The sequence below is a fragment of the Mesorhizobium sp. B3-1-8 genome (assembly GCF_006439495.1).
In the GTDB taxonomy this organism is placed as follows: Bacteria; Pseudomonadota; Alphaproteobacteria; order Rhizobiales; family Rhizobiaceae; genus Mesorhizobium.
In genome coordinates this window covers 22,567-45,381 of the sequence record NZ_VFTK01000003.1, presented here as the reverse complement: position 1 = coordinate 45,381, position 22,815 = coordinate 22,567, and the positions used below count along the sequence as shown (strand labels likewise).

Below are 22,815 nucleotides of genomic sequence, written 5' to 3'. Positions count from 1 at the left end.
GGTCCCAGCATATCAAAGGAGCGGACCGGCAACTGCCGTTCGACTGCATTTCCCGGGACGTACCGGGAACTCGGCCTGTGGCGCTCGGCACAATAGGCCGCATCCTCGCTCCGATCCTGCGGCTAACTCGCTTCTCCACTCGCCATGCCTTTTTGCATGGCACGATTGCGCGCATCTCATATTGACTATATAGTCGATTTGACTTAATCGTTCAAGTCGAAATGCCACTCGGTTCGACCTGTGGCTTGCCCTTTAGTTCCCTGCAACCCCGATCTTTCGAGCGGAGGCTTCCATGCGCCTGTCGTCGCGTCATTTCCTGTTGGCCGGTATCGCCGGCCTTTGTCTTGCCGGTTGTTCACAAAAGGAGGCCGAGGCGCCGGCAGCGCCACGAACGGCCCGCGTGGTGGTGGTAACGCCCCACAAGTTCAAGCTGGTAACGCAAGGCGCCGGCCGCATCCAATCGCGCTATGTCAGCCAGGTTGGCTTCGAGGTCGGCGGCCGGCTCATCTCACGCGACGTCGACGCCGGCGCAACAGTCAAGAAGGGCCAGAAGCTCGCGGCACTAAGCGCGGTGGATTACCAGAACAAGGTGACCGCCACTGCGGCAGACCTCGACGCGGCCAAGGCCGCTCTCGCTCAGGCTGCCGCGCAGGAAGAGAGGTTTCGGCTCCTGCTCGGCAAGGGCTTCGCCACGCATTCGCAGTATGATGAAGCGCTGAAGTCACTGCGGAGCGCGCAAGCGCAGGTTCAGGCGACTGAGGCCAATCTGCGTATCGCGCAGAACCAGCTCGCCTATACGGAGCTCCAAGCGCCCAACGATGGCATCGTGACCGCGACCGGGGCGGATCCCGGCCAAGTGGTGGCCGCCGGACAGATGGTGATTGAAATCTCGCGCAATGACGAGCGCGAAGCCGTCTTTGCCGTCGCGAGCGAGGACATCGTCAGGGCCAGCCTTGGCATGCCGGTGAACGTTGCGCTTCAGGCCCACCCCGAAATCGCGGTGATCGGCACGGTCCGCGAGATTTCACCCGAGGCTGACAGCGCCACCGGTACCTATCAGGTGAAGGTTGCCATACCTGCTCCGCTGCCGCAAATGCGGCTGGGAGCAATCGTCGTCGGTCGGGTCGAAAGCGACCAGGGTCACATGGTTGCGACACTTCCCCCGAGCGCGTTGCTGCAGTCGGGAAGCCAGCCGCAGGTTTGGGTGGTTGGCAAAGACGACAAGGTGGAGCGGCGCAAGGTCCAACTGCTGGAGTTCGATGCAAATTCCGTCACCGTGAGCCAGGGACTGGCCGCGGGCGACAAGGTGGTGGTCGCCGGCGTGAACTCGCTCGCCGACGGCGAATTGGTCAAGCCCAGCGCGGAGGTCGAGTGATGGCCAGCTTCAACCTTTCCGAATGGGCCGTCCACAACCGTTCGATCGTCGTCTTCCTGATGCTCGTCTGCGTTGCGGCCGGCATTACCTCTTACGAGCGCCTCGGTCGTCAGGAAGACCCGGATTTCACCGTGCAGACCATGGTGGTTCAGGCAAACTGGCCGGGAGCAACCGCCGCCGACACGCTGCAGCAGGTGACGGACCGCATCGAAAAGAAGCTCGAGGAAACCCCGAACCTCGATTACCTCAAGAGCTACACCAAGCCAGGCCAGGCGACGATTTTCGTCTACCTTAAGGAGTCGACCAAGAAACGCGACCTCGATGGCATCTGGTATCAGGTCCGCAAGAAAGTGAACGACATCAGGCAGACACTGCCGCAAGGCGTGGTCGGCCCCTTCTTCAACGACGAGTTTGGCGACGTCTTCGGCACAATCTACGGCATAACCTATGACGGTTTCAGTCCCCGCCAGGCACGCGACTTCGCCGAGACCGCACGGGCCGAATTCCTGCGTGCTCCCGATGTGGGCAAGGTCGACATCTACGGCGACCAGGATGAGAAGCTCTATCTGAATTTCTCGCCGCAGAAGCTTGCCAATCTTAAGCTCAGTCTCGACGACGTGCTGACGGCCATCGCCCGCCAGAATGCCGTCGTGCCTTCCGGCATCATCAACACGCCCAGCGAGAACGTGCTGGTCGACATGACCGGCTCGCTGTTGGCACCTGGCGACATAGCCAAGCTCAATTTCTCGGTGGAAGGGCGTTTCTACAAGCTTTCCGACATCGCCGAGGTGCAGCGCGGCTATAGCGATCCGCCCAGCAAGATGTTTCGCGTCAACGGCAAGCCGGCCATCGGGATCGGCATCAACATGCGCGACGGCGGCAACAACCTCGACTTCGGCAAGGGACTTCATGCGGTGGCGGAGCGGCTGAAACAGCGCTTCCCGGTCGGCATCGAACTCAATCTGGTATCGGACCAGCCTGAGGTCGTGCGTGAGGCGATCGGCGAATTCACCAAGGCGCTTCTCGAAGCGGTCGCAATCGTGCTCGTCGTGAGCTTCCTCAGCCTCGGTCTGCGCGCCGGCCTGGTGGTCGCGCTGTCCATCCCGCTTGTCCTTGCCATCGTCTTCGCATTCATGGAAGCGTCGGGCATCAGCCTGCAGCGCATTTCACTTGGTGCGCTCATCATCGCGCTCGGCCTTCTGGTCGATGACGCTATGATCACGATCGAGATGATGATCTCCAAGATCGAAGAAGGCATGCCGAAGATCAAGGCAGCGACCTTTGCCTACACGTCCACCGCCTTCCCGATGCTGACCGGAACACTGATCACGCTGCTCGGCTTCCTGCCGATCGGGTTCGCGGACAACAATACCGGGCAATACACCTTCTCGCTGTTTGCCGTCATAGGCGTGGCGCTCATCGCTTCATGGTTTGTGGCGGTCATCTTCGCGCCAGTGCTCGGGCTGACCCTCTTGCCCGCACACATGAAAGCGCACGGGACGGCGGAGCCAGGGCCACTCATGCGGCTGTTCCGGCGTCTGCTGGCGTTCACCATGCGGCACCGTTTTCTCACCATCGCCGCATCCCTCATTGCCTTTGGCCTCTCGCTTTATGGCATGGGCTTCGTCCAGCAACAGTTCTTCCCGGCCTCCAACCGGCCTGAGCTGCTGGTGACGATGACGCTGCCCAAGAATGCCTCGATCACCGCTACGGAGACACAAACGGAACGGCTGGAGAAGGCACTTGCTGGCGACGCCGATATCGAGCGCTTCTCCTCTTATGTCGGTGGCGGCGCCATCCGGTTCTACCTGCCTCTGGATGTCCAGCTCGACAACGACTTCATGGCCGAGACAGTGGTCGTCGCCAAGGATCTTCAGGCGCGCGATCGTGTGCAGGCCAAACTGCAGGCGCTGTTCGCCGATAATTTTCCGGACGTGACCGTGCGCATTTCGCGCCTGGAACTGGGCCCGCCGGTCGGCTGGCCAGTGCAGTACCGGGTGAGCGCGCCTACTCCCGAGGATGCCAGGAAGTATGGCGAGCAGGTTGCCGATATCCTGCGGGCTTCCGGGCTCGTCCAGACCATCAACTTCGACTGGGGCGAGAAGAACAAGACGCTGCGCATCGTCGTCGACCAGGACCGCGTTCGGCAGGCGGGGCTAAGCTCCGAACAGCTCTCCCAGGCGCTCAACCGGGTGCTCAACGGCTCGACGGTCACGCAACTGCGCGATTCCATCTACCTGGTCGACGTGGTCGCGCGCGCCCAGAGCGACGAGCGTTCCACTATCGAGGCGCTGCGCCACCTTCAGATCACCACGCCGACCGGCGCATCCGTTCCGTTGCGCGAGCTCGCCGATTTCAAATACGAACTCGATGAAGGGTATGTCTGGAGGCGCCAACGCCTGCCCACGATCACAGTGCAGGCACAGCCGCAGCCGGGGCTGCAGCCGGCCTTCGTTCACCAGCACGTTGCCGCTGCGCTGGACACGCTTTCCAAGTCGATGCCGGCGGAAACATCGATCGAGACCGGCGGCACGGTGGAAAAGACCGCGCTTAGCAACGCCGCCCTGCTGGCCCAGTTCCCGCTGATGATCACGCTGATGCTTACAGTTTTGATGGTCCAGCTCGGGAGCTTCCGACAGGTGGCCATGGTCATCAGCGTGGCGCCTCTCGGGCTCATCGGAGTTGCCATCGCGCTGCTGACAACCAGCACGCCGATGGGCTTCATCGCGACGCTTGGCATCATTGCGCTCGCCGGCATGATCATCCGCAACTCAGTAATCCTGGTGCACCAGATCGAGCATGAGCGGGCCCAGGGGATCGAACCATGGAAGGCGGTGATCGACGCGACCGTCCACCGGTTCCGGCCGATCATGCTCACCGCGGCCGCAGCAATCCTCGGCATGATCCCGATCATGCATGACGTCTTCTGGGGGCCGATGGCCTACGCCATCGTCGGCGGACTCGCCGTCGCAACCATGCTGACGCTGGTTTTCCTGCCGGCTCTTTATGTGGCGGTGAACCGGATCCGGGAAAGCGACGAGCCATCGGCAGCACCTGAGCCAAGCGTCGGTGCAATCCCGATCCTGGCCCTGTCGGACTGAGAAAGGAGACAGCCATGTTGGAAACACGCCCCACTCTCCTTGACCGCTTTCTTGCGACCGATGCCACCATATGCGCAGAACCCGACGGGACCACGCGCCAATATGTCGAGAAGATGTTGTCCGCGGCGCTGCAAGAGGCGCAGTCGGTCGCGCGTTCCTACGATACCAAGGCTCAGATCGTGGGCGTGGGCTACATCCTCGCCCTCAATCTGATCCTGCGATTTGGTGATCTGCTGCCGTCGCATGCTCCACTCGGACCGCTGTTCTACGTCGCGGTCTGGGGGGGCGTCATCATGCCGATCATGCAGTTCGGACAAGTGCTCTATCCGAGCCGAAAGCGAGCTGACAAGGAACTCAACCGCAAAATAGCTGGTGCCTGCGCTATCCCGCCTGTCTACCATGTGGACCCCAAATTTTTCGCCGATGTGCGCGAACTGGTTCACTTGGCCCTGCAATCCGATTGGACCTCGGTGGTATCGGCTGAATTGCTGAAAACCTCACGCGTGAGAGAGATCAAACAGGCGCGCTTCCATCGTGCCCTGCTGATGACCGTCGTCTCCTTCGCCGTCCTTGGAGGCGAACAGCTTTTCCGTAGCTTCGCCTTAGCTTGAAAAGAAACCGAGTCAGGAGCTTGAAAGCTATGCTGAGGATCACCCTGCTTGGCCTGTGCGCAATTCAGCTTACAGGCTGCATCGCTGCCTATCCACGCGATGGCGTGCCGACGGAACGCATGGCTGCGGCCCAAGTGAGTGGCTATCCCAGCGACATACGCGTCTGGGGCGATTCCGACGAAAGTTTTCCGCCCGATCGTCTCATCGCATTCCGCGACGAGAGAATTCAGGCGGCAAAGGCCGATCCGTCGATCAAGCTGCGGGAACTCGACGCGCTTACGATTTCAGGCGGTGGCAGCAGCGGCGCCTTCGGCGCCGGAATTCTCGCCGGCTGGACCAAGGCTGGGACCAGGCCAAGGTTCGACATCGTCACCGGAATCAGCACCGGATCGTTGATCGCGCCCTTCGCATTCCTTGGCCCGACCTATGACGATCGCTTGAAGCATGCCTTCACTACAATCAAGGACGCCAACATCTATACCGAGCACAGCTTCCTCGGCGTGCTGTCGAGTGCATCGTTCACCAGCAACGCCCCCCTTGCCAAAATGCTGGACGAAGAAGTCACCGAGGAAATGCTCGATCAGATCGCCCGAGAAACCGGCAAGGGACGGCGCCTCTTCATCGGAACGACCAACCTTGATGCGGATCGGCCGGTGATTTGGGATATGGGCGCGATCGCGGCGAGCCATCGGCCGGACCGGCTGAAGCTCTTCAAGCAGGTTATCCTGGCCTCCACCGCCATTCCCGGCATTTTCCCTCCGGTCGAGCTGAAAGTGACCGCTGGGGGCAAGTCTTACCACGAAATGCACGTTGATGGCGGCACCACCAATCAGGTGTTTCTCATGCCTGCTGGCTTGAGCCTGCGCGAGCTAGATCACGCGTTCCATGCACGGGTCAAGGCTCGCATCTATATCATCCGCAACGGCAGGACGACGCCGGAACCTTCTGTGGTGAAGGCCACGCTGCCAGATATCGCGGAAAAGGCAGTCTCCTCCCTTATCAAGACGCAAGGGATTGGCGATCTCTACCGGCTCTACGCCATCTCCAAGCGCGACGGCATCGCCTACAACTTCATAGACGTTCCGGTAGACTTCACCGACGAGCCAAAAACTCCGTTCGAGAACAAATACATGCGGGCGCTGTTCGAGAAAGGCTACAAAATGGGCCGCAAAGGCGTGCCTTGGAAAAACATGCCGCCCGGATTTTCGAGATGAGCTGGTCGAGTCGTTGACCCGTCGGTCGGTCCGGAAAGTCGGCCTGAATCTCTACCACGAGCTATTTCTTCGTCCTCTATCTGTCCAAGTGGCGGACGCTCCACAAGCATAATGCATCCGGAGGATCTCCAACCGACAGTGGAAGTCGTGCGAGGGCCGGACGGCAGCTTGTGGGGACCGGCATGCGGGGCGTTGAATGGTGGATACGAGGCGCAAAGCTGACCTTCCCTACGCAGATGACTCCCAGAACTATCGCCCCGTCCGTGCAACAAACTGTGTAACAAAGCAAACAAAAAGCTCAATATTTTCAACGGCATATGTCTTAAATCGAAAGACGCTCTCTCCGCCGCGGAGGCAATCTGGCCATTGTTAGCAGGACAAATCCGACGCGCCCGAATATTCCAAGTCTGTTCATTCCGTCGATAACGGCACCAGGTCGGGCCGCAGGACAAATTCCTCCAACCCGTCGTCGAGTAATGGCGGTTCCTCCTCAGCCTCCTGCTTCGGCTCGACCATCAGAAGACCAACGACGATCAGCGCCAGGGAGACCCAGGTGAGCGCCGGTATGGCTTCACCCAACAACAGCATGCTCCAGCCTATGCCGGCTGTGGTGACCGCGTAGGCGTTCTGGCTTGCGAATACGGCGCCTGTGCTGGAGATCAGCGCGATGAAAAGCAGCATTGCCAGATTGCCGGCAACCGCCATTAGAACGACGATCACGCCAAGCTTTCCGGTCAATAGATCAAGCGGGATGAAGTCCCGATAGAAGGCCGCCAGCGGCATCAGCATCAAAACCGAAGCAACAAGGGTGATGCCGAACAGAGCGACGCTGTCGATAGCAGCAGGCTTGCGCTCCGAGAGGTAGATATCCTCGGTCGCGTAAGTGATCGGGATGACGAGTGCAATGGCAAGCCACAACCAGCTGGTGGCCATTTCCGCCGGCTCTCCATAGAGGAGTATGATGAAGATGCCGACGAGACCCAATCCAAGTCCCAAAAACCGCTTCAGGTTAGGCGCTTCCGTCCGCATCAAGGCAGCGAACAGGAATACGGAGAATCCCTCCAGGACGATGACAATGGAGACGATGAAGGCGGGAAGCTTGCTTGCCAACCAATAGACCAGCACCTGATTGATCACCGAGCTGATGAACGCAAGGATGAGGATGAACTTCCAATCCGAGCGCGTAAGATCAGCCAGGCGCGGCATTGTCCCGCGCTTGATGCTTATCCCGACGCAGAATACTGCCCCAATGACGTCAATAAGGATCGCCAGCCCTATCGGATGAGCTTCAACGAGTGAAGCCATCTTCGAGAGTGGCACGACAAGGCCCCACAGTCCTCCGCAGGCCAACAGCAGCAATGCGCCACGGAATGTGCGGATATTCTGCCGCATCTTGCGCTCGCGCTCATAGACCTTCTGGGCCATCGTAGCGAAAACCGTGGCGAGCTTGCCTAGGCCATCCGGGCGGCCTGCCACATCGCGGATGCCGAGCTTTGAAGGGTTGAACCTCCCGCTTTCCAAGGTCGCGGCCGCCTTCGTCAGCTTGGCCACCTGCCGCAAGTATTCTTTCTCGATATCGCGCAGTCTCTTCTTCTCGATGCAGGTGGAAACCCGTGCCTTGAGAAGCGCGAGTTCAAAATCCTTGGGCAGGAAATCCTCGGCGCCCAATTCGATCGCCTTGACGACGCTGCTCATCTCATCGTCGAGCGCGGAAATCACGATGATCGGCACATCCCGCGTTCTGGACGACGCCTTGAGACTCTTCAGCACCTCGAAGCCGTCCATCACCGGCATCATGATATCGAGAAGGATGAGGTCGAAATTATCGGTGGCGAGCAAATCGAGCGCCGCCCGGCCGCTCTCCACCGCCTCGGCTTCGTGTCCGAGAGCCTCGACCGATTTCTTGAGCTTGATCCTTATCGTCCGGGAGTCGTCAACAATGAGGATCCTACCAGGGCTGCTCACGCTATTCTCCCAGCTTGAAGATTTTTCGGAGCTCCGTGACGGCGGCGTCGAAGGCGCGCTGCGCGTTGTCGATTTCCGCCAAATCCGCCGGCTCCCCACTTGCGCACCGCGCCTCCACCTGGGCGCAGATTTGGCTGAGTTCGGCCGCCCCCATATCCCGCGCGTTGGATTTCAGGGAATGGGCAGCCCGCCGAGTGACTGCCAGGTCGGAAGCCCGAGCCGATGACCACATGTCCAGCATGATGGATGGCCCCTCTTCGAGAAAGGACTCCACGAGCTCTACAAGATCAGCCTCTTCGCCACCGACAAGCTCGCGCAGCTTGTCCAGTGCCCCTTTGTCGATCGCCACGACATCCCCGATGTGCGTTTCTTCCGACTATAACCAGTGACCGCGAGTTTCTTCCGGTACTGGTGAAGTAAGACCGAAATCGAACTCCCTGATTGGATTTGTGAGAGTTCCATCGCGCTCAAAGGCAGACTATCGCAGACATGCTAAATTAGCGATAGCACATAGTTCTCGATCAATACCGCCACGGCGCCGGTGGCGATTGCGCCAAGGTGCACCCTTCTTATTTAGACCCTTGGTACGCCAGGTTCCTCGAAATCTCGCGCTGCGACGGCAGGCCTGTGCCCGCCTGCCAGCACCGCTTTGCTCAGCGAAGCGATAAGGTCTTCGACGCGCAGCGGCTTGCTGAGATAGTCATCCATCCCTGCATCCAGATACCTCTCGCGATCTCCGGCCATCGCGTTGGCGGTCAGGGCAATGATGAACGGCTGACGCGCATATTGGGGGCCGGGCGCGCGGATCAATCTTGTCGCTTCGAGACCGTCCATATCAGGCATTTCGATATCCATCAGGATAACGTCATGGCTGCCCTGGGTATAGGCGGCGACCGCCGACTGCCCGTCGACCGCCAGTTGCGGCTTGTAACCCAGACGCTCGAGCACCTTGGAGCCAAGCTTCCGGTTGGTGGCATTGTCATCGACCAGGAGGATGTGAAGCGGAAACTTCTGCGCCATCGTGCTATCGAGAGCCGTCCCCTTCGGCTGATCTGATCGGATGGAGCGTGTCGGAGTTCCGACGAAGATCGACATCAACGTATTGAGCAATGGCGATGGCTTGATCGGCTTGGAGAGCGTGGCCGCGAACTTAATGCCTTCCATCTCCTTCTTCTTGTCTCCAGGCATGGGCACCATTGAACTGAGCAGCACCAACGGAACGCTGCCGTTGCCTTCGAGCGCGCGTATTTGCCTGGCCAGTTCGATCCCATCCATGCCGGGCATGTTCATGTCGAGAACGATGACATCGAAGACCTCGCCTCCCGCAAGCCTTCGAAGCGCGTCGGCGGGATGTTCGATTGCTGATGCAGCCATGTTCCAGGACTGCGCCTGCAGCGACATGATGCGCCGGTTTGTTGCGTTGTCGTCGACGAACAGCAGCCGTTTACCGGCCAACTCGTCCTTTGACGGCGCTGCCTGAGCCGTTTTTCGACTCGAGGCAACCGGAGCGCGGATGGTAAAGGAGAATGTCGTGCCTTTTCCTACGGCGCTTTCCACCCAAACCTCACCGCCCATCAATTCCACCAGGCGCCTGCTGATCGCCAGACCGAGGCCGGTTCCGCCATAGCGTCTGGTCGTGGAGGCATCGACCTGGCTAAATGACCTGAACAGGCGATCCATCCGGTCCTTGGCTATGCCAATGCCGGTGTCGCGCACCGCGAACTGGAGCGTACAAATTTTCCGCTCGCCTTCGCCCTGTGGACTTGTGTCCGCGGCTGCGGACGGCACCTCCATCACGGAAAGCACGACCTCTCCTCGCTCGGTGAATTTGACGGCGTTGTTGAGCAGATTGATCAGAACCTGGCGTAGACGGTTGCCGTCGGCGACAATCGTTTCCGGCGTGCCGGGCTCGACCACGTAGCCGAGATCCAGTCCCTTCTCTGCCGTCCTTGGCGCGATCAGGTCTATCGCGCTTTCGAGACATTCGCGCAGTTCGAACTGCCGAGGATCAAGGTCGAGCTTACCCGCCTCGACCTTTGAGAAGTCGAGTATGTCGTTGATGATGGTCAGCAGCGCTTCCGCACTATTGTTTATCGTCTCGCCGATTTCCCGCTGCTCATCGTCAAGTTTGGTGGCCAGCATCAGGTTGGCCATGCCGATAACGCCGTTCATCGGCGTGCGGATTTCATGGCTCATGGTGGCGAGGAACGTGCTTTTGGCTTCGTTGGCAGCCTCCGCCGCTTCCTTGGCCTCCGTCAAGGCCAGCGAAAGCTCCTTGAGCTCGGTGAACAGTTGTGCGTTGTGAAGCGCCGCACCCGCATTGGCGGCGATGGTTGAAAGCAGCCGCAGCGAATTTTCGTTGAACATGCCCTCCCGTGTCGTGCTCTGCACGCTGATCACGCCGACATTGCCCTGCGCCGTCTTGATTGGAACGCCAAGGTAAGACAGCGCATCCTTGCCAACTGGAGTTGCTCCGATTTCCGCGCCGCGTTCCGCGACATCCTGATTGATGAGCAACGGCTCGCCGGTTTCTATGATCTTGCTTGTAAGGCCTTCCCCGAGCCGGAGCGTAGTGAAGGCCTCGCCGAACTGATACGGGAAATGGATGAGCTTGGTCTTTGGATCGAGCAGCGCGACATAGACGATGTCGGCGCTGAAAATCTCCTGCATCTGATCGCCTATCAGTTGGATCGTATTGCCGAGTTCAGCTTCACCTATGAGGGCTTGGCTAACCTTGCTGATCGCGCCCAGTTCAGCGGCGCGATGCTCGGTTTCCTTGAGAAGCCTCTGTGTCTCGTCGAACAAGCGGGCATTGGCGATCGCGACTCCCATGCTGGAGGCTATCGTCTGCAACAGGCGCACGTGGTTTTCGTCGAAGGCATCTGACTCGTAGCTTTGCACACTGACCACTCCGAGCGTTCTCTCGCCTGAATTGATAGGCACGCCAATGTATGAAGAGGTCCTGTCGTCTTCGTCTGGAAAATAGGCACCGCGCCTTTTTCCTTCCTCCATGGTGTTGAAAACCAACGGCTTTCCAGTGGAGATAATTTCCGATGTAAGTCCTATCCCCAAAGGGAACGGCTCGATGGTCTTGTAGCCCCTGTAGTAAGCGTAAGGAACTCGAACTAAACCGGATTGACTATCATGCAACAGAATCTCGCTGACCTCTGTGCCGAACGCCTCCCTCACTTTATCGCCCACCAGTCGGATGACGGTGTCAACATTCAGCGACTTCGTCATCGCTTCGCCGACGCTGTTGAGAATGGCCAATTCCTTTGCGCGGTCTTGCGCCATTTTCAGGAGCCGCTGCGTCTCGTCAAAGAGATACGCGTTGGCAATGGCAATGCCCATGCTGGACGACAGCCCTTGCAGCAGGCGCACGTGATCTTCGTTAAAGACATTCTTTTGGTAGCTCTGCACGCTGACCACACCGAGCGTTCTGTCTCCGGCAATGATCGGCACGCCCAGGTATGATTCGGTTCTATCCTCCTCCTTTGGCATCAGGGCACCCAGAGCAATGTGCTCGTCAATATTTCCCAGCAGCAGCGGCTTGCCTGACAATATGACCTTCGAAGTCAGGCCTTCACCTATAACAAACGGTTCAGGATCCTGGTAATCGCCATAGAAGGCGTAAGGGATCCTGATTAGATCCGACATCTCATCGCGCAACAGGATTTCGGTTACTTCAGTGCCGAATATCTCGCGAACCTTGTCGCCGACAATACGGGTCACTGTCTTCACATTCAGCGTTTTCGCCATCGCTTCGCCGACGCTATTGAGAATGGCGAGTTCCTTTGCGCGGTCCTCTGATATTTTCAGCAGCCGCTGGGTTTCGTCGAAAAGGCGTGCGTTAGCAATCGCCACGCCCATGCTGGAGGATAATCCCTGTAACAGGCGCATATGATCTTCGTTGAAGGCGTTTTTTCTGTAGCTCTGCACGCTAACCACGCCCAGCGTCCTATTCCCGGCAATAATAGGCACACCGAGATAGGTTTCAGTCTCGTCCTCTTCCTTGGGCATCAGGGCGCCCAACCCGATGGCTTCGTCGGCGGTCCCCAGCAATAGTGGCTTACCCGACAATATAACTCTCGAGGTAAGTCCTTCGCCCATCGCAAAAGGTTCAGGATACTGGTAATTGCCGTCGAATGCATAGGAGACGTTGATCAAATTGGACGTCTCGTCGTGCAGCAGGATTTCCGTCAAATCCGCGCCGAACATCTCGCGAACCTTGTCGCCAACAATACGGGTCACTGTTTCGACATTCAGCGTCTTGGCGGTCGCTTCGCCGACGCTGTTGAGGATGGCCAATTCCTTGGTGCGTTCCTCGGTGAATTGAATCAATCGCTTGTTTTCAACGGAAAGACGGTCAAGCTCGATCGTCGCGACTGCGTTGATATGTTCCAGTTCGGCAATACGCCGGTCGGCGGATGCCAGGCGACTGGCAAGATCGCTTTCGACTGAGCCCTGCATATTGGCTTCTCCCAAAAGGGACCTTCCGCCAGGTTCAGCGGAATGCTTTCCCCACCCGTGTATTAGCAAGTAGTGTTACATGCCAGACGACTGATTGACAGTACCGTCGAGGGGCGGCTTTGGGACAAGCTAGACTCTGCGGCTCGGACCCTGTCTGCTTCCGGCCAGTGGCAAGATTGCTCCAGCGGCCGAGATGCGGCGCAGAGCTGCCGTTCCGAGGCTAGCCCTCCAACCCAATCCCGGAAGCACTTAAATCTCGGAGCCACTTAGGAGTGCTAGCAGGCGGGTGGATTCGGTCGGCCCCTAATCGAGAGACGCTCTCTCCGCCATTTAACATGATTGATTTCTATATTTTTTCGGAGCAGGCCGAGCCTTCATGCTCGACCAGGTGATATCTGAAACGATCGCGCACGAATTCGTTGAAGAACTGTCCTTTTGAGAAAGCCGCCTTGAAAGCCGTGTAGACCTCGGGTCCTACGTCCTCATAGTCATAGCGCTTGCCGGTCGGGACGAACCATACCGAAAGGACCCGCTTCGACGGATCGTAGTGGATATTCCGGATCGCGGTGGAAGGCACGTGCAGGCTCCTGCTTCCAACTCTTAATTCGTCGTGCGCCGCGCGGTTCCGCCGCGCCGGCTTGCACAGGGGCTCCGATTGCCTATCTGAGCCACATGTCATCACCAAAAAGCCGAACCGGCGGGGTCGCCTTCCAGGGCGATCTCTTCGACGCGCCCGCAGACCTGCCGCCCACACCCGAAGGCTTCTCATACCGGCCGGACCTGATCGCCCGCGATGAGGAGCACGAACTGGTCCGTCATATCCAGGGCCTGCCTTTCAAGCCGTTCGATTTTCACGGCCATCTTGCCAACAGGCAGGTCGTCGGCTTCGGCCTGCGCTACGACTATGAGCGCCGCCAGGTGCTCGAAGCGCCGCCGATTCCGGACTTCCTGCTGCCGCTTCGCGCCAAGGTTGCCGCCTTCGCGGCGGTCCCGGCCACCGAATTCGCGCAGGTGCTGATCAACGAGTATCGCCCGGGTGCCGGCATAGGCTGGCACCGGGACAAGCCGCATTTCGAACTGGTCGCCGGCGTTTCGCTGCTCGCGCCCTGCAGCTTCCGGCTGCGCCGCAAGAACGGCGCGGCATGGGATCGTGAAACGATCGAGATTGAGCCCAGGTCTGTCTATCTCATGGCCGGCCCGTCTCGAAACGAATGGGAGCACAGCATCCCGCCTGTTGAGCAACACCGCTATTCCGTCACCTTCCGGACAATGCGCGCTTCGTAAGTTGCCGCGCCGGCGAATGTCCGGGAACCATCGTCCGGCCCCGGGGTTGTGTCGTCAGGTTTCCCGATGGAAAGGAAAGACGATGCGCATGTTGACGATAGTCCTGACCCTGTCGGCAATGGCATTGGCGCAGCCCGCTTCCGCTCAACGCGCCGATCCGCAGCCGCCGCAAGTCCTGCCTCCGGCCCAGCAGCCCGCCCCCGACCAGGCCCAGCCTGGCGAGGACAATGCCGGCCAGAATGTCACCAACATTGTCGTGGTCGCATTCGAGGATTTGCCTTCGGAAGTGAAAGCTCAGGCCGAGGCCATCGTCACCAGGACGACGGCCAAGGAGCTGGCCAAGCTGCAGAGCTCGGTCGACGCCTCGCCCGAGGCGACGTCGGTTCTGCATGCCAACGGACTGAATTCCTCGCAAGTCGTCGCCGCCAACATCGACGGTGACGGCACGCTGACCCTGATCATCCAGACGACGGCATGACCCGGCTGGACGGCGGCTGACGGGCCGCGATCCGCCTTCGATACTCACTCTTGCGAGGTCGTCATGACCGAAGCCGCGGTCCGTAACTTCACGCTCAATTTCGGGCCGCAGCACCCGTCGGCGCATGGCGTGCTCAGGCTGGTGTTGGAACTGGACGGCGAAATCGTCGACCGTGCCGATCCGCATATCGGCCTGCTCCACCGCGGCACCGAAAAGCTGATCGAATACAAGAACTATCTGCAGGCTCTGCCTTATTTCGATCGGCTCGACTATGTCGCGCCGATGAACCAGGAGCACGCCTTCTGCCTTGCCGCCGAAAAGCTGCTCGAACTGTCCGTCCCCCGGCGCGGCCAACTGATCCGCGTGCTGTTTTGCGAGATCGGGCGGCTCTTGTCGCATCTTCTCAACGTCACCACGCAGGCCATGGATATCGGCGCGCTGACGCCGCCGCTATGGGGTTTCGCCGAACGCGAGAAGCTGATGGTGTTCTATGAACGCGCCTCTGGCGCCCGTATGCACGCGAACTATTTCCGCGTCGGCGGCGTCCACCAGGATCTGCCGGGGCAGCTCTTGGATGACATCTGGGATTTCTGCGATCCGTTCCTGCAGGCCTGCGACAATCTCGAGGGCCTGCTCACCGACAACCGCATCTTCAAGCAGCGCAATGTCGATGTCGGCGCGATCTCGCTCGACGACGCCTGGGGCCTGGGCTTCTCCGGCGTCATGGTGCGCGGCTCGGGTGCCGCCTGGGACCTGCGCAAGGCGCAGCCCTATGAATGCTATTCCGAAATGGATTTCGACATCCCCATCGGTAAGCACGGCGACTGCTACGATCGCTATCTGGTACGCATGGAAGAGATGCGCCAGTCGGTGCGGATCATGCGGCAGTGCCTGGAAAAGCTGCGCTCATCGGATGGCCAAGGTCCTGTCGCCGTGCCGAACCAGAAGATCACGCCGCCGCCGCGCGCCACCATGAAGCGCTCGATGGAAGCGACCATCCATCATTTCAAGCTTTATACCGAAGGCCACCGCGTGCCGCCCGGAGAGGTCTATGCCGCGGTCGAGGCGCCGAAAGGCGAGTTCGGCGTCTATCTGGTTTCGGACGGCAGCAACGTTCCCTATCGCTGTAAGATACGCGCACCGTCCTTCGCCCATCTCCAGGCCATGGATTTCCTGTCGCGCGGGCACATGGTGGCCGATGTCGCGGCGATCATCGGCTCGCTCGACATCGTGTTCGGCGAGATCGATCGCTGAACAAAAGGGAGCGCGGAGAGCCCGCCAAGTCTCCGTCGTTCCCATGGAGGTCTTGAACGGTCGCGATCGTGGGCATCGCGGCCAGCGCTAGAGCAATTCCAGAGACAGTGCCCGCGTTTTTCCGTCCGGAATAGCGTCGGACAAAGCGGTGGAGCGGAAAGCCGTTTCCATGAAACGGTGAACCTCTCTAACGCATGAACACCGCTCTCAGCCAGGCGAGAATGCCCGCACCCGGCGAGATCGCCGCCCGCACGCGCGATGCCGCCCAGCGGGCCGGCATGTTGGCGCCGACATGGCAATGGCAGACGACCTCATGCAGCTGCCAGTCGCTCATCTCGAAAAAGCGCTTGGCTTCGCCGTAAGTGTCGTCGCGCAAGCCTTGCGCGCGAAAGATCGGGTCCTCGAAAGCGATGGTGATCGCCGATCCGTCTGTGCGCATTCTTTCACGCACGTCGGGTGCGGCGTATTCGGTGCCTGCCAGCGCCGTGAGGCGGCGGCTCGGACTATCCTCCAGAAGTTGCGCCCAGCGTTCAAGGCGCTGGCCGCGATTGGCGATGAGAGCCGGTGCTTCGGCATGAACGTCGGCAACGGCGTTGATCTGGTCAAGGGTTTGGTGCTTCACGGCCGTCTCCTGTGTCGGCAGATGGCCCCCGTCCACAACGGGATTTAAGGCGCCGACCGACGCCGGCAAGAGCCGAAACAGCCACGTAGAATCATTTGATCATTATCTGCCGCCATCGCGCGGCCCGATCGTGTTGGAACCATCCGCGGGCGCGACCGTTCTGCCAGCTTGTGCCGCCGATTACTCCCGACGAAGCGTCCGAGTGCGGCGATCACCTCCATCATTTCAGGTCGGGCAGGGCATCCCGCTTGTTGGGATCGCAGCAGAGCACCAGCGGAAGGAAAACGCGATGGCCATTCTCCCCAATCCGGACCCGGCTCCCACGCCGGTGCCCACGCCGCCCATCCCCGAACCGAAGCCGGTGCGCGAGCCGGATCCGGATCGGCTGCCTGACGAGGAGCCGATCCCCAATCCCGACGAGAACGACACGCCGCCGAAGCATTCCACGCCGAGGCGGCGCCGGCCTTGAATGGCTCATGGGCGGTGCTTCCAGCGCCGCCCATGGCGATCACTCATTCCCCACGCATGGTCGGCAGGTGCTTCTTCTGCGCTCGATCATGCGTTCGCGGTAGACGCCGTAGATGACGTCGGTGTCGTGCAGCGTCACGGGCTCGGCGATCAAGGGGTAATCACCCGAACCGCGCCGCCGTCCACGCCCCTTCCGCCGCGTTCGACGCCACTGCCGCGGCAACGAACTTCACGCCGCGCGCGCCGTCGACGACATCGGGCACCTGCGCCGCCCGTCCAGTATCGACCGCACTGCCCGAGCGGTGCGCGCGAATAATGTCGGCGGCGTCGCGGTAGAAATTGGCGAAGGCCTCGATATAGCCTTCCGGATGCGCCGCCGGCATGCGCGAGAGGCGCCGGGCTTCCGCCGTCGAGCCATGGCCGCCACGCACCAGCGTGCGCGTTTCCTCGCCATAGGGCGAGAAGCGCAACTCCTCCGGCCGCGATCCAGACCATTCGAGCCCGGCCTTCTCGCCATAGATGCGCACCGACAGGTCGTTGTAGTGGCCGGGCGAGGTCTGGCTGGCGAGGATCGTGCCGCGCGCCCCGTCCGTCCAGCGCAGCAGCACATGCGCGTTGTCGTCGAGTCGCCGCCCCGGCACGGCGGTGAACAGGTCTGCGGAAACCGCCTCGGCCTCGAAACCGGAAATGAAGCTCGCCAGGTTGAAGGCATGCACGCCGATATCGGCGAGCACCGCCGACTGGCCGGCGCGCGCCGGATCGGTGCGCCATTCGGCCTGCTTCTGGCCCTCGGCATCGATCGGCTTGGTCAGCCAGTCCTGGATATAGGCGCCGTGCACCGACACGATGCGGCCGAGTTCGCCCGCCGCCACCATCTCGCGCGCCTGGCGCACCATGGCGTAACCGGTGTTGTTGAGCGTGACGACGAAGCGGCGCTTCCTGGCTTTGGTCAGCGCAACCAGCGCTTCGGCCTCGGCAAGCGTCGTCGACAGCGGCTTGTCGCAGATCACGTCGATGCCGGCTTCGAGGAAGGCGGTGGCGACCGGCGCATGCAGATGGTTGGGCGTGACGATGACCACCGCCTCGATGCCGTCCGGTCGCGCCGCTTCGGCCTTCGCCATGGCGCGGTAGTCGGCGTAGCTGCGCTCAGGCGCGATGCCGATCTCCGCAGCGGAGGCCGCGGCATTCTCCGGATCCGAAGACAGCGCGCCCGCGACCAGCGCGATCTGGTCGTCGAGGCGCATGGCCAGCCGATGCACGGCGCCGATGAAGGCGTTGCGGCCGCCTCCGACCATGCCGACCCGGAGACGTTGACGCGACGTACAATCGGCGGTTGCATAGACCATGATTGTGATTATTCTCCCAAGTTCGATGTGCCGGTCGTCGCGGATGTTCGTCGTAACCGACCGCCGTTGTTTTCGAATGATATTTCTATTTTTTGTTTTGTAAAACGATTGTGCCGCGTTAGCTTTTGATCCAGGTCCAGCTAGAGCATGATCCCGAAAAGTGGGAACCGATTTTCGGAAAAAGATCATGTTTCAACAACGAGGTGGATCAGGAGGGCAGGGATCGGATGACGCATCCGATGGTTGGGGTCACGATGAGGCATATCCTATGAGCGGCCGCGGCAAGGCGGCCGACGAGCCGTCCGCCCACAGCCTGGAGACGGCGGCGAGAAAGCGGAGCCGGTCGCTGGCAGCACTTGGCTACACCAAGCCGCAAACCTATGAAGAGCTGCGGGCGGTGCTCTCGTCAGGCACCGTGCATTTCCCGAAACGGCTTCGCCAGGTCGCGATCTTCCTCTGGCAGCATCCGAGCGACGTGGCTCTGGGCACGATCGCGCAAGTGGCGGACCAGGCCGGCGTGCAGCCCTCGACCCTGGTGCGCTTCGCGCAGATCTTCGGCTACTCCGGCTTTTCCGATTTCCAGGTCCTGTTCAAGGACCGCATGAAAGGCTCCTGGCCGGACATGCAAGGCAGCCAGGAAAAGGCAGCAGAACCGAATGCGAACCTGCATTTCCTCAATGGCATGGTCGGTGCCTGCCAGGCCTCGCTCGGCCGCATCGGCAATAATTTCGATATCGCCACTTTCGAGACGATGGTCGACCATCTGGCAGCGGCCGAGCTGATCTATGTGATCGGCAGCAAGCGCGCCTTCCCGGTCACCACCTATCTGTCGCTGACGCTCTCGCAGCAGGGCGTGCGCAACGTGCTGGTCGACAATGTCGGCTCAACCGCGCTCGACCAGGTCGGTTGCATCACGCCGCGCGATGCGGTGCTGGCCGTCTCCTTCAGCCCTTACAATTCGATCACGCCCGACCTCGTCGCCGTCGCGCATGAGCGCAAGGCGCGCATCGTCGCCATCACCGACAGCACCTTTTCGCCGCTGGTAAAACTCTCCGACACCTGGCTGGAAGTGGTCGAGCAGGATTTCGGCGGCTTCCGTTCGCTCGCCGCCTCGCTCGCGGTCGGCATGGCCTTGGTCCACGGCGTCGTCGCGCAACGGACAGGCTGACAAGAGCAATTCCAGGATAAAGCGTGAGCGGTTTTCCGTCCGGAATTGCGAAAGACAAGGAGATAGAGCGGTTCACCGGTTCAATGAAAACGGCGAACCACTCTAGCACGATTTGACTAAAGAGAACTATCGTTCCATATTTGAAAAAATGGAAACTTTGTTCCGGGAGGAGGAATGGAGGTTCGTCTCGACGGCAAGGTGGTGCTGGTCACCGGCGCGACGCAAGGCATCGGCCGGGCGATCGCCGAGATCGCCGCGCGCTCCGGCGCCGCCGGACTGCTGATCACTGGCCGTGACCAGGAACGTGGCGACGCTGCCGCGGCAGAGCTCTCGGCCATGGGCACCGCTACCGCCTTCGCTTCCGCCGACCTCGGTGATCCGCAAACCCCGGCGCGGCTGGCGCAGGCCTGCATCGAACGCTTCGGCCGCATCGACGGCCTGGTCAATGCCGCCGGGCTGACCGATCGCGCCTCTTTCGTCGACGCCACGCTCGACGATTGGGCATCGCTGTTTGCCGTCAACGCCCGCGCGCCCTTCTTCCTGATGCAGGCGGCGATCGCCGACATGAAGAAGCGCGGACAGGGCGGCTCGATCGTCAACATCCTGTCGATCAACGCGCATTGCGGCTCGCCGGAGCTTGCCGTCTATTCCGCCACCAAGGGCGCGCTGGCGACGCTGACCAAGAACGCCGCCAACGCCCACCGCTTCGACCGCATCCGCGTCAACGGCATCAATGTCGGCTGGACCGACACGCCGGCCGAGCGCGTCATGCAAGCCGAGACGCTCGGCCAGGGGCCGGGCTGGCTCGACGCAGCCAATGCGATGCAGCCCTTCGGCCGGCTGTTCGCCGTGACCGACATAGCCAACCTTGCCGTCTTCCTGCTTTCCGATGCTGCCGGCCCGATGACCGGCGCGCTGATCGACCAGGAACAATGGGTGATCGGAGCCAATCGTTGAGCGCGTCATCGCCCGAGAGCCTCAGCCCTGCCTTGCTCGATCGCTTGCCGTCCGAGGTCCGCAAGCCGGCTTACGATCGCGCCGCGCTGAAGCCTGGGATCGCCCATATCGGTGTCGGCGCCTTCCACCGCTGCCATCAGGCCGAATACACCGACGACCTGCTGGCGAAGGATTTCGACCGCTGGGGACTGGTCGGCATCAATATCCGATCTCCCCTGCTGGCCGACACGCTGGGGCGCCAGGACGGCCTCTACACGCGGCTGATCCGTCAGAACGACGAGGTCGAAGCGCGCATCATCGGCAGCATAGTTAGCGTCGTCGACAGCCAGGAAAGTGCGGTGCCGGCGCTGGACGTGCTCGCCTCGCCCGACATCGAGATGGTCACCATGACGGTGACCGAGAAAGGCTATTGCCACATTCCGTCGAGCGGCGCGCTCGACCCCGACCATCCCGACATCGCGCACGATCTCGCCAATCCCGAGACGCCGGGCAGCGTGCCAGGCATCCTGGCAAGGGCGCTGGAGCTGCGCATGGCCACGCATGGCCGGCCGGTGACGCTGCTGTCCTGCGACAACATCCCCACCAACGGCATTATCCTCGGCAATGGCGTGCGCACATTCGCCGAGCGGCGCGGCAGGAGGCTGGCGGACTGGATCGAGGCCAATGTCGCCTTCCCCTCGGCCATGGTCGACCGCATCGCGCCGGCGACGACCGAAGCCGATATCGACACCGTCGAGAAGCGCTTCGGCTACCGCGACGGCGCCGTGGTGGTGGGCGAGCGCTTCCGCCAATGGGTGATCGAGAACCGCTTCGCCGGCCGCGTCCCGCGTTGGGACCGCGTCGGCGCGACCTTCGTCGACGATGTCACACCGTTCGAGCATCTTAAGATGCGCGTCCTGAACGGCGCCCAGACGACGCTCAGCTATCTCGGCGTTTTGGGCGGCTTCGAGCACACGTTCGAGACCATCGCCGACCCGCTTCTGGCAGGCTTTGTCCGCCGCATGCTGACCGAGGAAACGCTGCCGACGCTGATGCCCGTGCCCGGCATAGCGCCCACTGCCTATGTTGAGCAGAGCCTTTCGCGCCTCGCCAACACAGCGATCCGCCATCGCAACCACCAGATCGCCACCGACGGCTCGCAGAAGATCGTGCAGCGTCTGCTCAACCCGATCCGCGACCGCCTGGCGAAGGGCGAGAGCATTGCGCTCCTCTCGGTCCCGGTCGCCGGCTGGATGGCCTATCTGATCAAGGCGTCCGCGCGTTTCGGCCGCGCCTGGCAGGTTTCCGACCCCTTTGCCGAGAAAATTGCGGCGATCGCTGACACCATCGGTGCGGACAGCAGCGCGCTTGTCGATTCGATCCTTGCCATCGACGCTATCTTCGACCCGTCCTTGGCCGCCAACGCCACATTCCGGGCGCATGTCGTGGCCGGGCTCGACGGCTTGCTTTCAGGCGATCCGATGGGCTTTGTCGGACAAGTCTGCGCTGGGCCAACCGATGCGCGGTTGAAGCAGCCGGCGCGATCTGCATAGTTAGCAACTGGGAGGGAACATGAAGCTTGGACTGCTGACAGCACCGTTTCCGGATACGCCACTCGGCGAAGTTGCCGACTGGGCGCGCTCTGTCGGCTTCGAGGCGCTGGAAATCGCCTGCTGGCCGAAGACGTTCGGCGCCAGCCGCCGCTACGCTGGCACCAGCCATATCGACGTGGACGTCTCGGCCGCGCAGGCCAAGGACATAGCCGCCGAGCTTGCCGGCAAGGGCCTGGCCATCTCGGGCCTCGGCTTCTACCCCAATCCGCTCCATCCCGACCGGGCGCATCGCGAAGCGGTGATCGATCATCTGAAGAAAGTGATCGTGCTGGCGAGCCGCATGGGGGTCCCGCTCGTCAACACCTTCTGCGGCGGCGACGCTTCGAAGACTATCGACACCAACTGGGAGGATGCGCAGAAAATCTGGCCGTCGATCATCCCCCACGCCCGGGAGCACGGTGTAAAACTCGCCTTCGAGAACTGCCCGATGATCTTCAGCTACGACGAATGGCCGGGCGGGCACAACATCGCCTACTCGCCCTATGTCTGGCGCCGCATCCTCGAAGCCTGGGGCGGCGACGTCGGCATGAACTTCGACCCCTCGCATCTCGTCTGGCAGATGATCGACAAGGAGCGCTTCATCCGCGAGTTCGGCAAGAGCATGCTGCATGTGCACGCCAAGGATCTGATGATTGATCATGATGGTTTGTACGAGCGCGGAATCCTTTCGGCTGGCATAGGCTGGCAGGTGCCGCGCATGCCAGGGCTTGGGGACATCGACTGGAGCAGGATTTTTTCGGGCCTCTACCGGGCCGGTTATGACGGGCCGGTCATCATCGAGCATGAGGACCGGCGCTTCGAGGGGACGGATGAAAAGGTCAAGCGCGGCTTCCTGCTTGCCCGCGATGTGCTGCGCCCCTTCATCAAATGACGAAAAGCTCGGCTCCGACCGCGTCGGAGCCCTGGAACT

At 61.1% G+C, this 22,815-nt stretch carries 18 protein-coding genes; 12 read left to right on the top strand and 6 right to left on the bottom strand.

What is annotated here, in order from left to right:
* Positions 1-292 precede the first annotated feature (292 nt).
* Genes FJ424_RS03675 through FJ424_RS03660 form a run of 4 tightly spaced genes read left to right on the top strand, consistent with a single transcriptional unit; the run spans position 293 to position 6,301 of the window.
* Complete coding sequence (locus FJ424_RS03675; protein WP_140651345.1) at positions 293-1,375, top strand: efflux RND transporter periplasmic adaptor subunit; 1,083 nt, start codon at positions 293-295, stop codon at positions 1,373-1,375.
* Positions 1,375-4,476, top strand: coding sequence for an efflux RND transporter permease subunit (locus FJ424_RS03670; protein ID WP_281405422.1), 3,102 nt, complete (start codon positions 1,375-1,377; stop codon positions 4,474-4,476). Before FJ424_RS03675 ends, FJ424_RS03670 begins: the two co-directional genes overlap by 1 nt.
* 14 nt (positions 4,477-4,490) lie before the next feature.
* Positions 4,491-5,087 (top strand): hypothetical protein, encoded by a 597-nt coding sequence (locus tag FJ424_RS03665; RefSeq protein ID WP_140651342.1) that lies wholly within the window; start codon positions 4,491-4,493, stop codon positions 5,085-5,087.
* A gap of 29 nt (positions 5,088-5,116) precedes the next feature.
* On the top strand, positions 5,117-6,301 hold the full coding sequence (locus tag FJ424_RS03660) for a patatin-like phospholipase family protein (RefSeq protein WP_140651340.1): 1,185 nt from the start codon (positions 5,117-5,119) through the stop codon (positions 6,299-6,301).
* A gap of 411 nt (positions 6,302-6,712) precedes the next feature.
* Here the strand turns inward: FJ424_RS03660 and FJ424_RS03655 are convergent, their stop codons facing one another.
* The 4 genes from FJ424_RS03655 to FJ424_RS03640 all read right to left on the bottom strand — a co-directional run bounded on the left by FJ424_RS03655 (position 6,713) and on the right by FJ424_RS03640 (position 13,313).
* Positions 6,713-8,266 carry a response regulator gene (locus tag FJ424_RS03655; protein ID WP_181181967.1) on the bottom strand — a complete coding sequence of 518 codons (1,554 nt, stop codon included), beginning with the start codon at positions 8,264-8,266 and terminating at the stop codon, positions 6,713-6,715.
* 1 nt (position 8,267) lies between these two features.
* Positions 8,268-8,615 (bottom strand): Hpt domain-containing protein, encoded by a 348-nt coding sequence (locus FJ424_RS03650; protein ID WP_140642465.1) that lies wholly within the window; start codon positions 8,613-8,615, stop codon positions 8,268-8,270.
* 224 nt (positions 8,616-8,839) lie between these two features.
* A complete protein-coding gene (locus FJ424_RS03645) occupies positions 8,840-12,736 on the bottom strand; it encodes a GAF domain-containing protein (protein ID WP_140651336.1) in 3,897 nt (1,298 codons plus the stop codon).
* A gap of 346 nt (positions 12,737-13,082) precedes the next feature.
* Positions 13,083-13,313, bottom strand: coding sequence for a KTSC domain-containing protein (locus FJ424_RS03640; RefSeq protein WP_140642469.1), 231 nt, complete (start codon positions 13,311-13,313; stop codon positions 13,083-13,085).
* A 95-nt stretch (positions 13,314-13,408) separates the two neighbouring features.
* On the opposite strand from FJ424_RS03640, the gene FJ424_RS03635 reads away from it, so the two are divergent.
* The 3 genes from FJ424_RS03635 (at position 13,409) to FJ424_RS03625 (ending at position 15,752) form a co-directional block, all read left to right on the top strand.
* Positions 13,409-14,020 (top strand): alpha-ketoglutarate-dependent dioxygenase AlkB, encoded by a 612-nt coding sequence (locus tag FJ424_RS03635; protein ID WP_140651334.1) that lies wholly within the window; start codon positions 13,409-13,411, stop codon positions 14,018-14,020.
* A gap of 88 nt (positions 14,021-14,108) precedes the next feature.
* Positions 14,109-14,498, top strand: coding sequence for a hypothetical protein (locus FJ424_RS03630; RefSeq protein ID WP_246677134.1), 390 nt, complete (start codon positions 14,109-14,111; stop codon positions 14,496-14,498).
* 63 nt (positions 14,499-14,561) lie between these two features.
* Positions 14,562-15,752 carry an NADH-quinone oxidoreductase subunit D gene (locus FJ424_RS03625; protein WP_140651331.1) on the top strand — a complete coding sequence of 397 codons (1,191 nt, stop codon included), beginning with the start codon at positions 14,562-14,564 and terminating at the stop codon, positions 15,750-15,752.
* A gap of 187 nt (positions 15,753-15,939) precedes the next feature.
* Here FJ424_RS03625 and FJ424_RS03620 read toward each other — a convergent pair whose 3' ends face one another.
* Positions 15,940-16,374, bottom strand: a complete 435-nt coding sequence (locus FJ424_RS03620; protein WP_140642478.1) for a hypothetical protein — start codon at positions 16,372-16,374, stop codon at positions 15,940-15,942.
* Between the two features lie 289 nt (positions 16,375-16,663).
* Between FJ424_RS03620 and FJ424_RS03615 the strand changes: the two genes are divergently transcribed.
* A complete protein-coding gene (locus tag FJ424_RS03615) occupies positions 16,664-16,843 on the top strand; it encodes a hypothetical protein (RefSeq protein ID WP_140642480.1) in 180 nt (59 codons plus the stop codon).
* A gap of 160 nt (positions 16,844-17,003) precedes the next feature.
* On the opposite strand, the gene FJ424_RS03610 is transcribed toward FJ424_RS03615, so the two are convergent.
* Positions 17,004-18,188 (bottom strand): Gfo/Idh/MocA family oxidoreductase, encoded by a 1,185-nt coding sequence (locus tag FJ424_RS03610; protein WP_140651329.1) that lies wholly within the window; start codon positions 18,186-18,188, stop codon positions 17,004-17,006.
* Between the two features lie 268 nt (positions 18,189-18,456).
* Between FJ424_RS03610 and FJ424_RS03605 the strand changes: the two genes are divergently transcribed.
* The 4 genes from FJ424_RS03605 (at position 18,457) to FJ424_RS03590 (ending at position 22,776) form a co-directional block, all read left to right on the top strand.
* The gene (locus tag FJ424_RS03605; RefSeq protein WP_140651327.1) at positions 18,457-19,356 is read left to right on the top strand and encodes a MurR/RpiR family transcriptional regulator; all 900 of its coding nucleotides are present in this window, start codon (positions 18,457-18,459) and stop codon (positions 19,354-19,356) included.
* A gap of 174 nt (positions 19,357-19,530) precedes the next feature.
* Positions 19,531-20,313 (top strand): SDR family oxidoreductase, encoded by a 783-nt coding sequence (locus tag FJ424_RS03600; RefSeq protein ID WP_140651325.1) that lies wholly within the window; start codon positions 19,531-19,533, stop codon positions 20,311-20,313.
* Positions 20,289-21,845, top strand: coding sequence for a mannitol dehydrogenase family protein (locus tag FJ424_RS03595; protein ID WP_140651323.1), 1,557 nt, complete (start codon positions 20,289-20,291; stop codon positions 21,843-21,845). The genes FJ424_RS03600 and FJ424_RS03595 overlap by 25 nt, the downstream gene beginning before the upstream one ends.
* Before the next feature lie 19 nt (positions 21,846-21,864).
* Positions 21,865-22,776, top strand: a complete 912-nt coding sequence (locus FJ424_RS03590) for a sugar phosphate isomerase/epimerase (protein ID WP_140651322.1) — start codon at positions 21,865-21,867, stop codon at positions 22,774-22,776.
* The last annotated feature ends 39 nt before the right edge of the window (positions 22,777-22,815 follow it).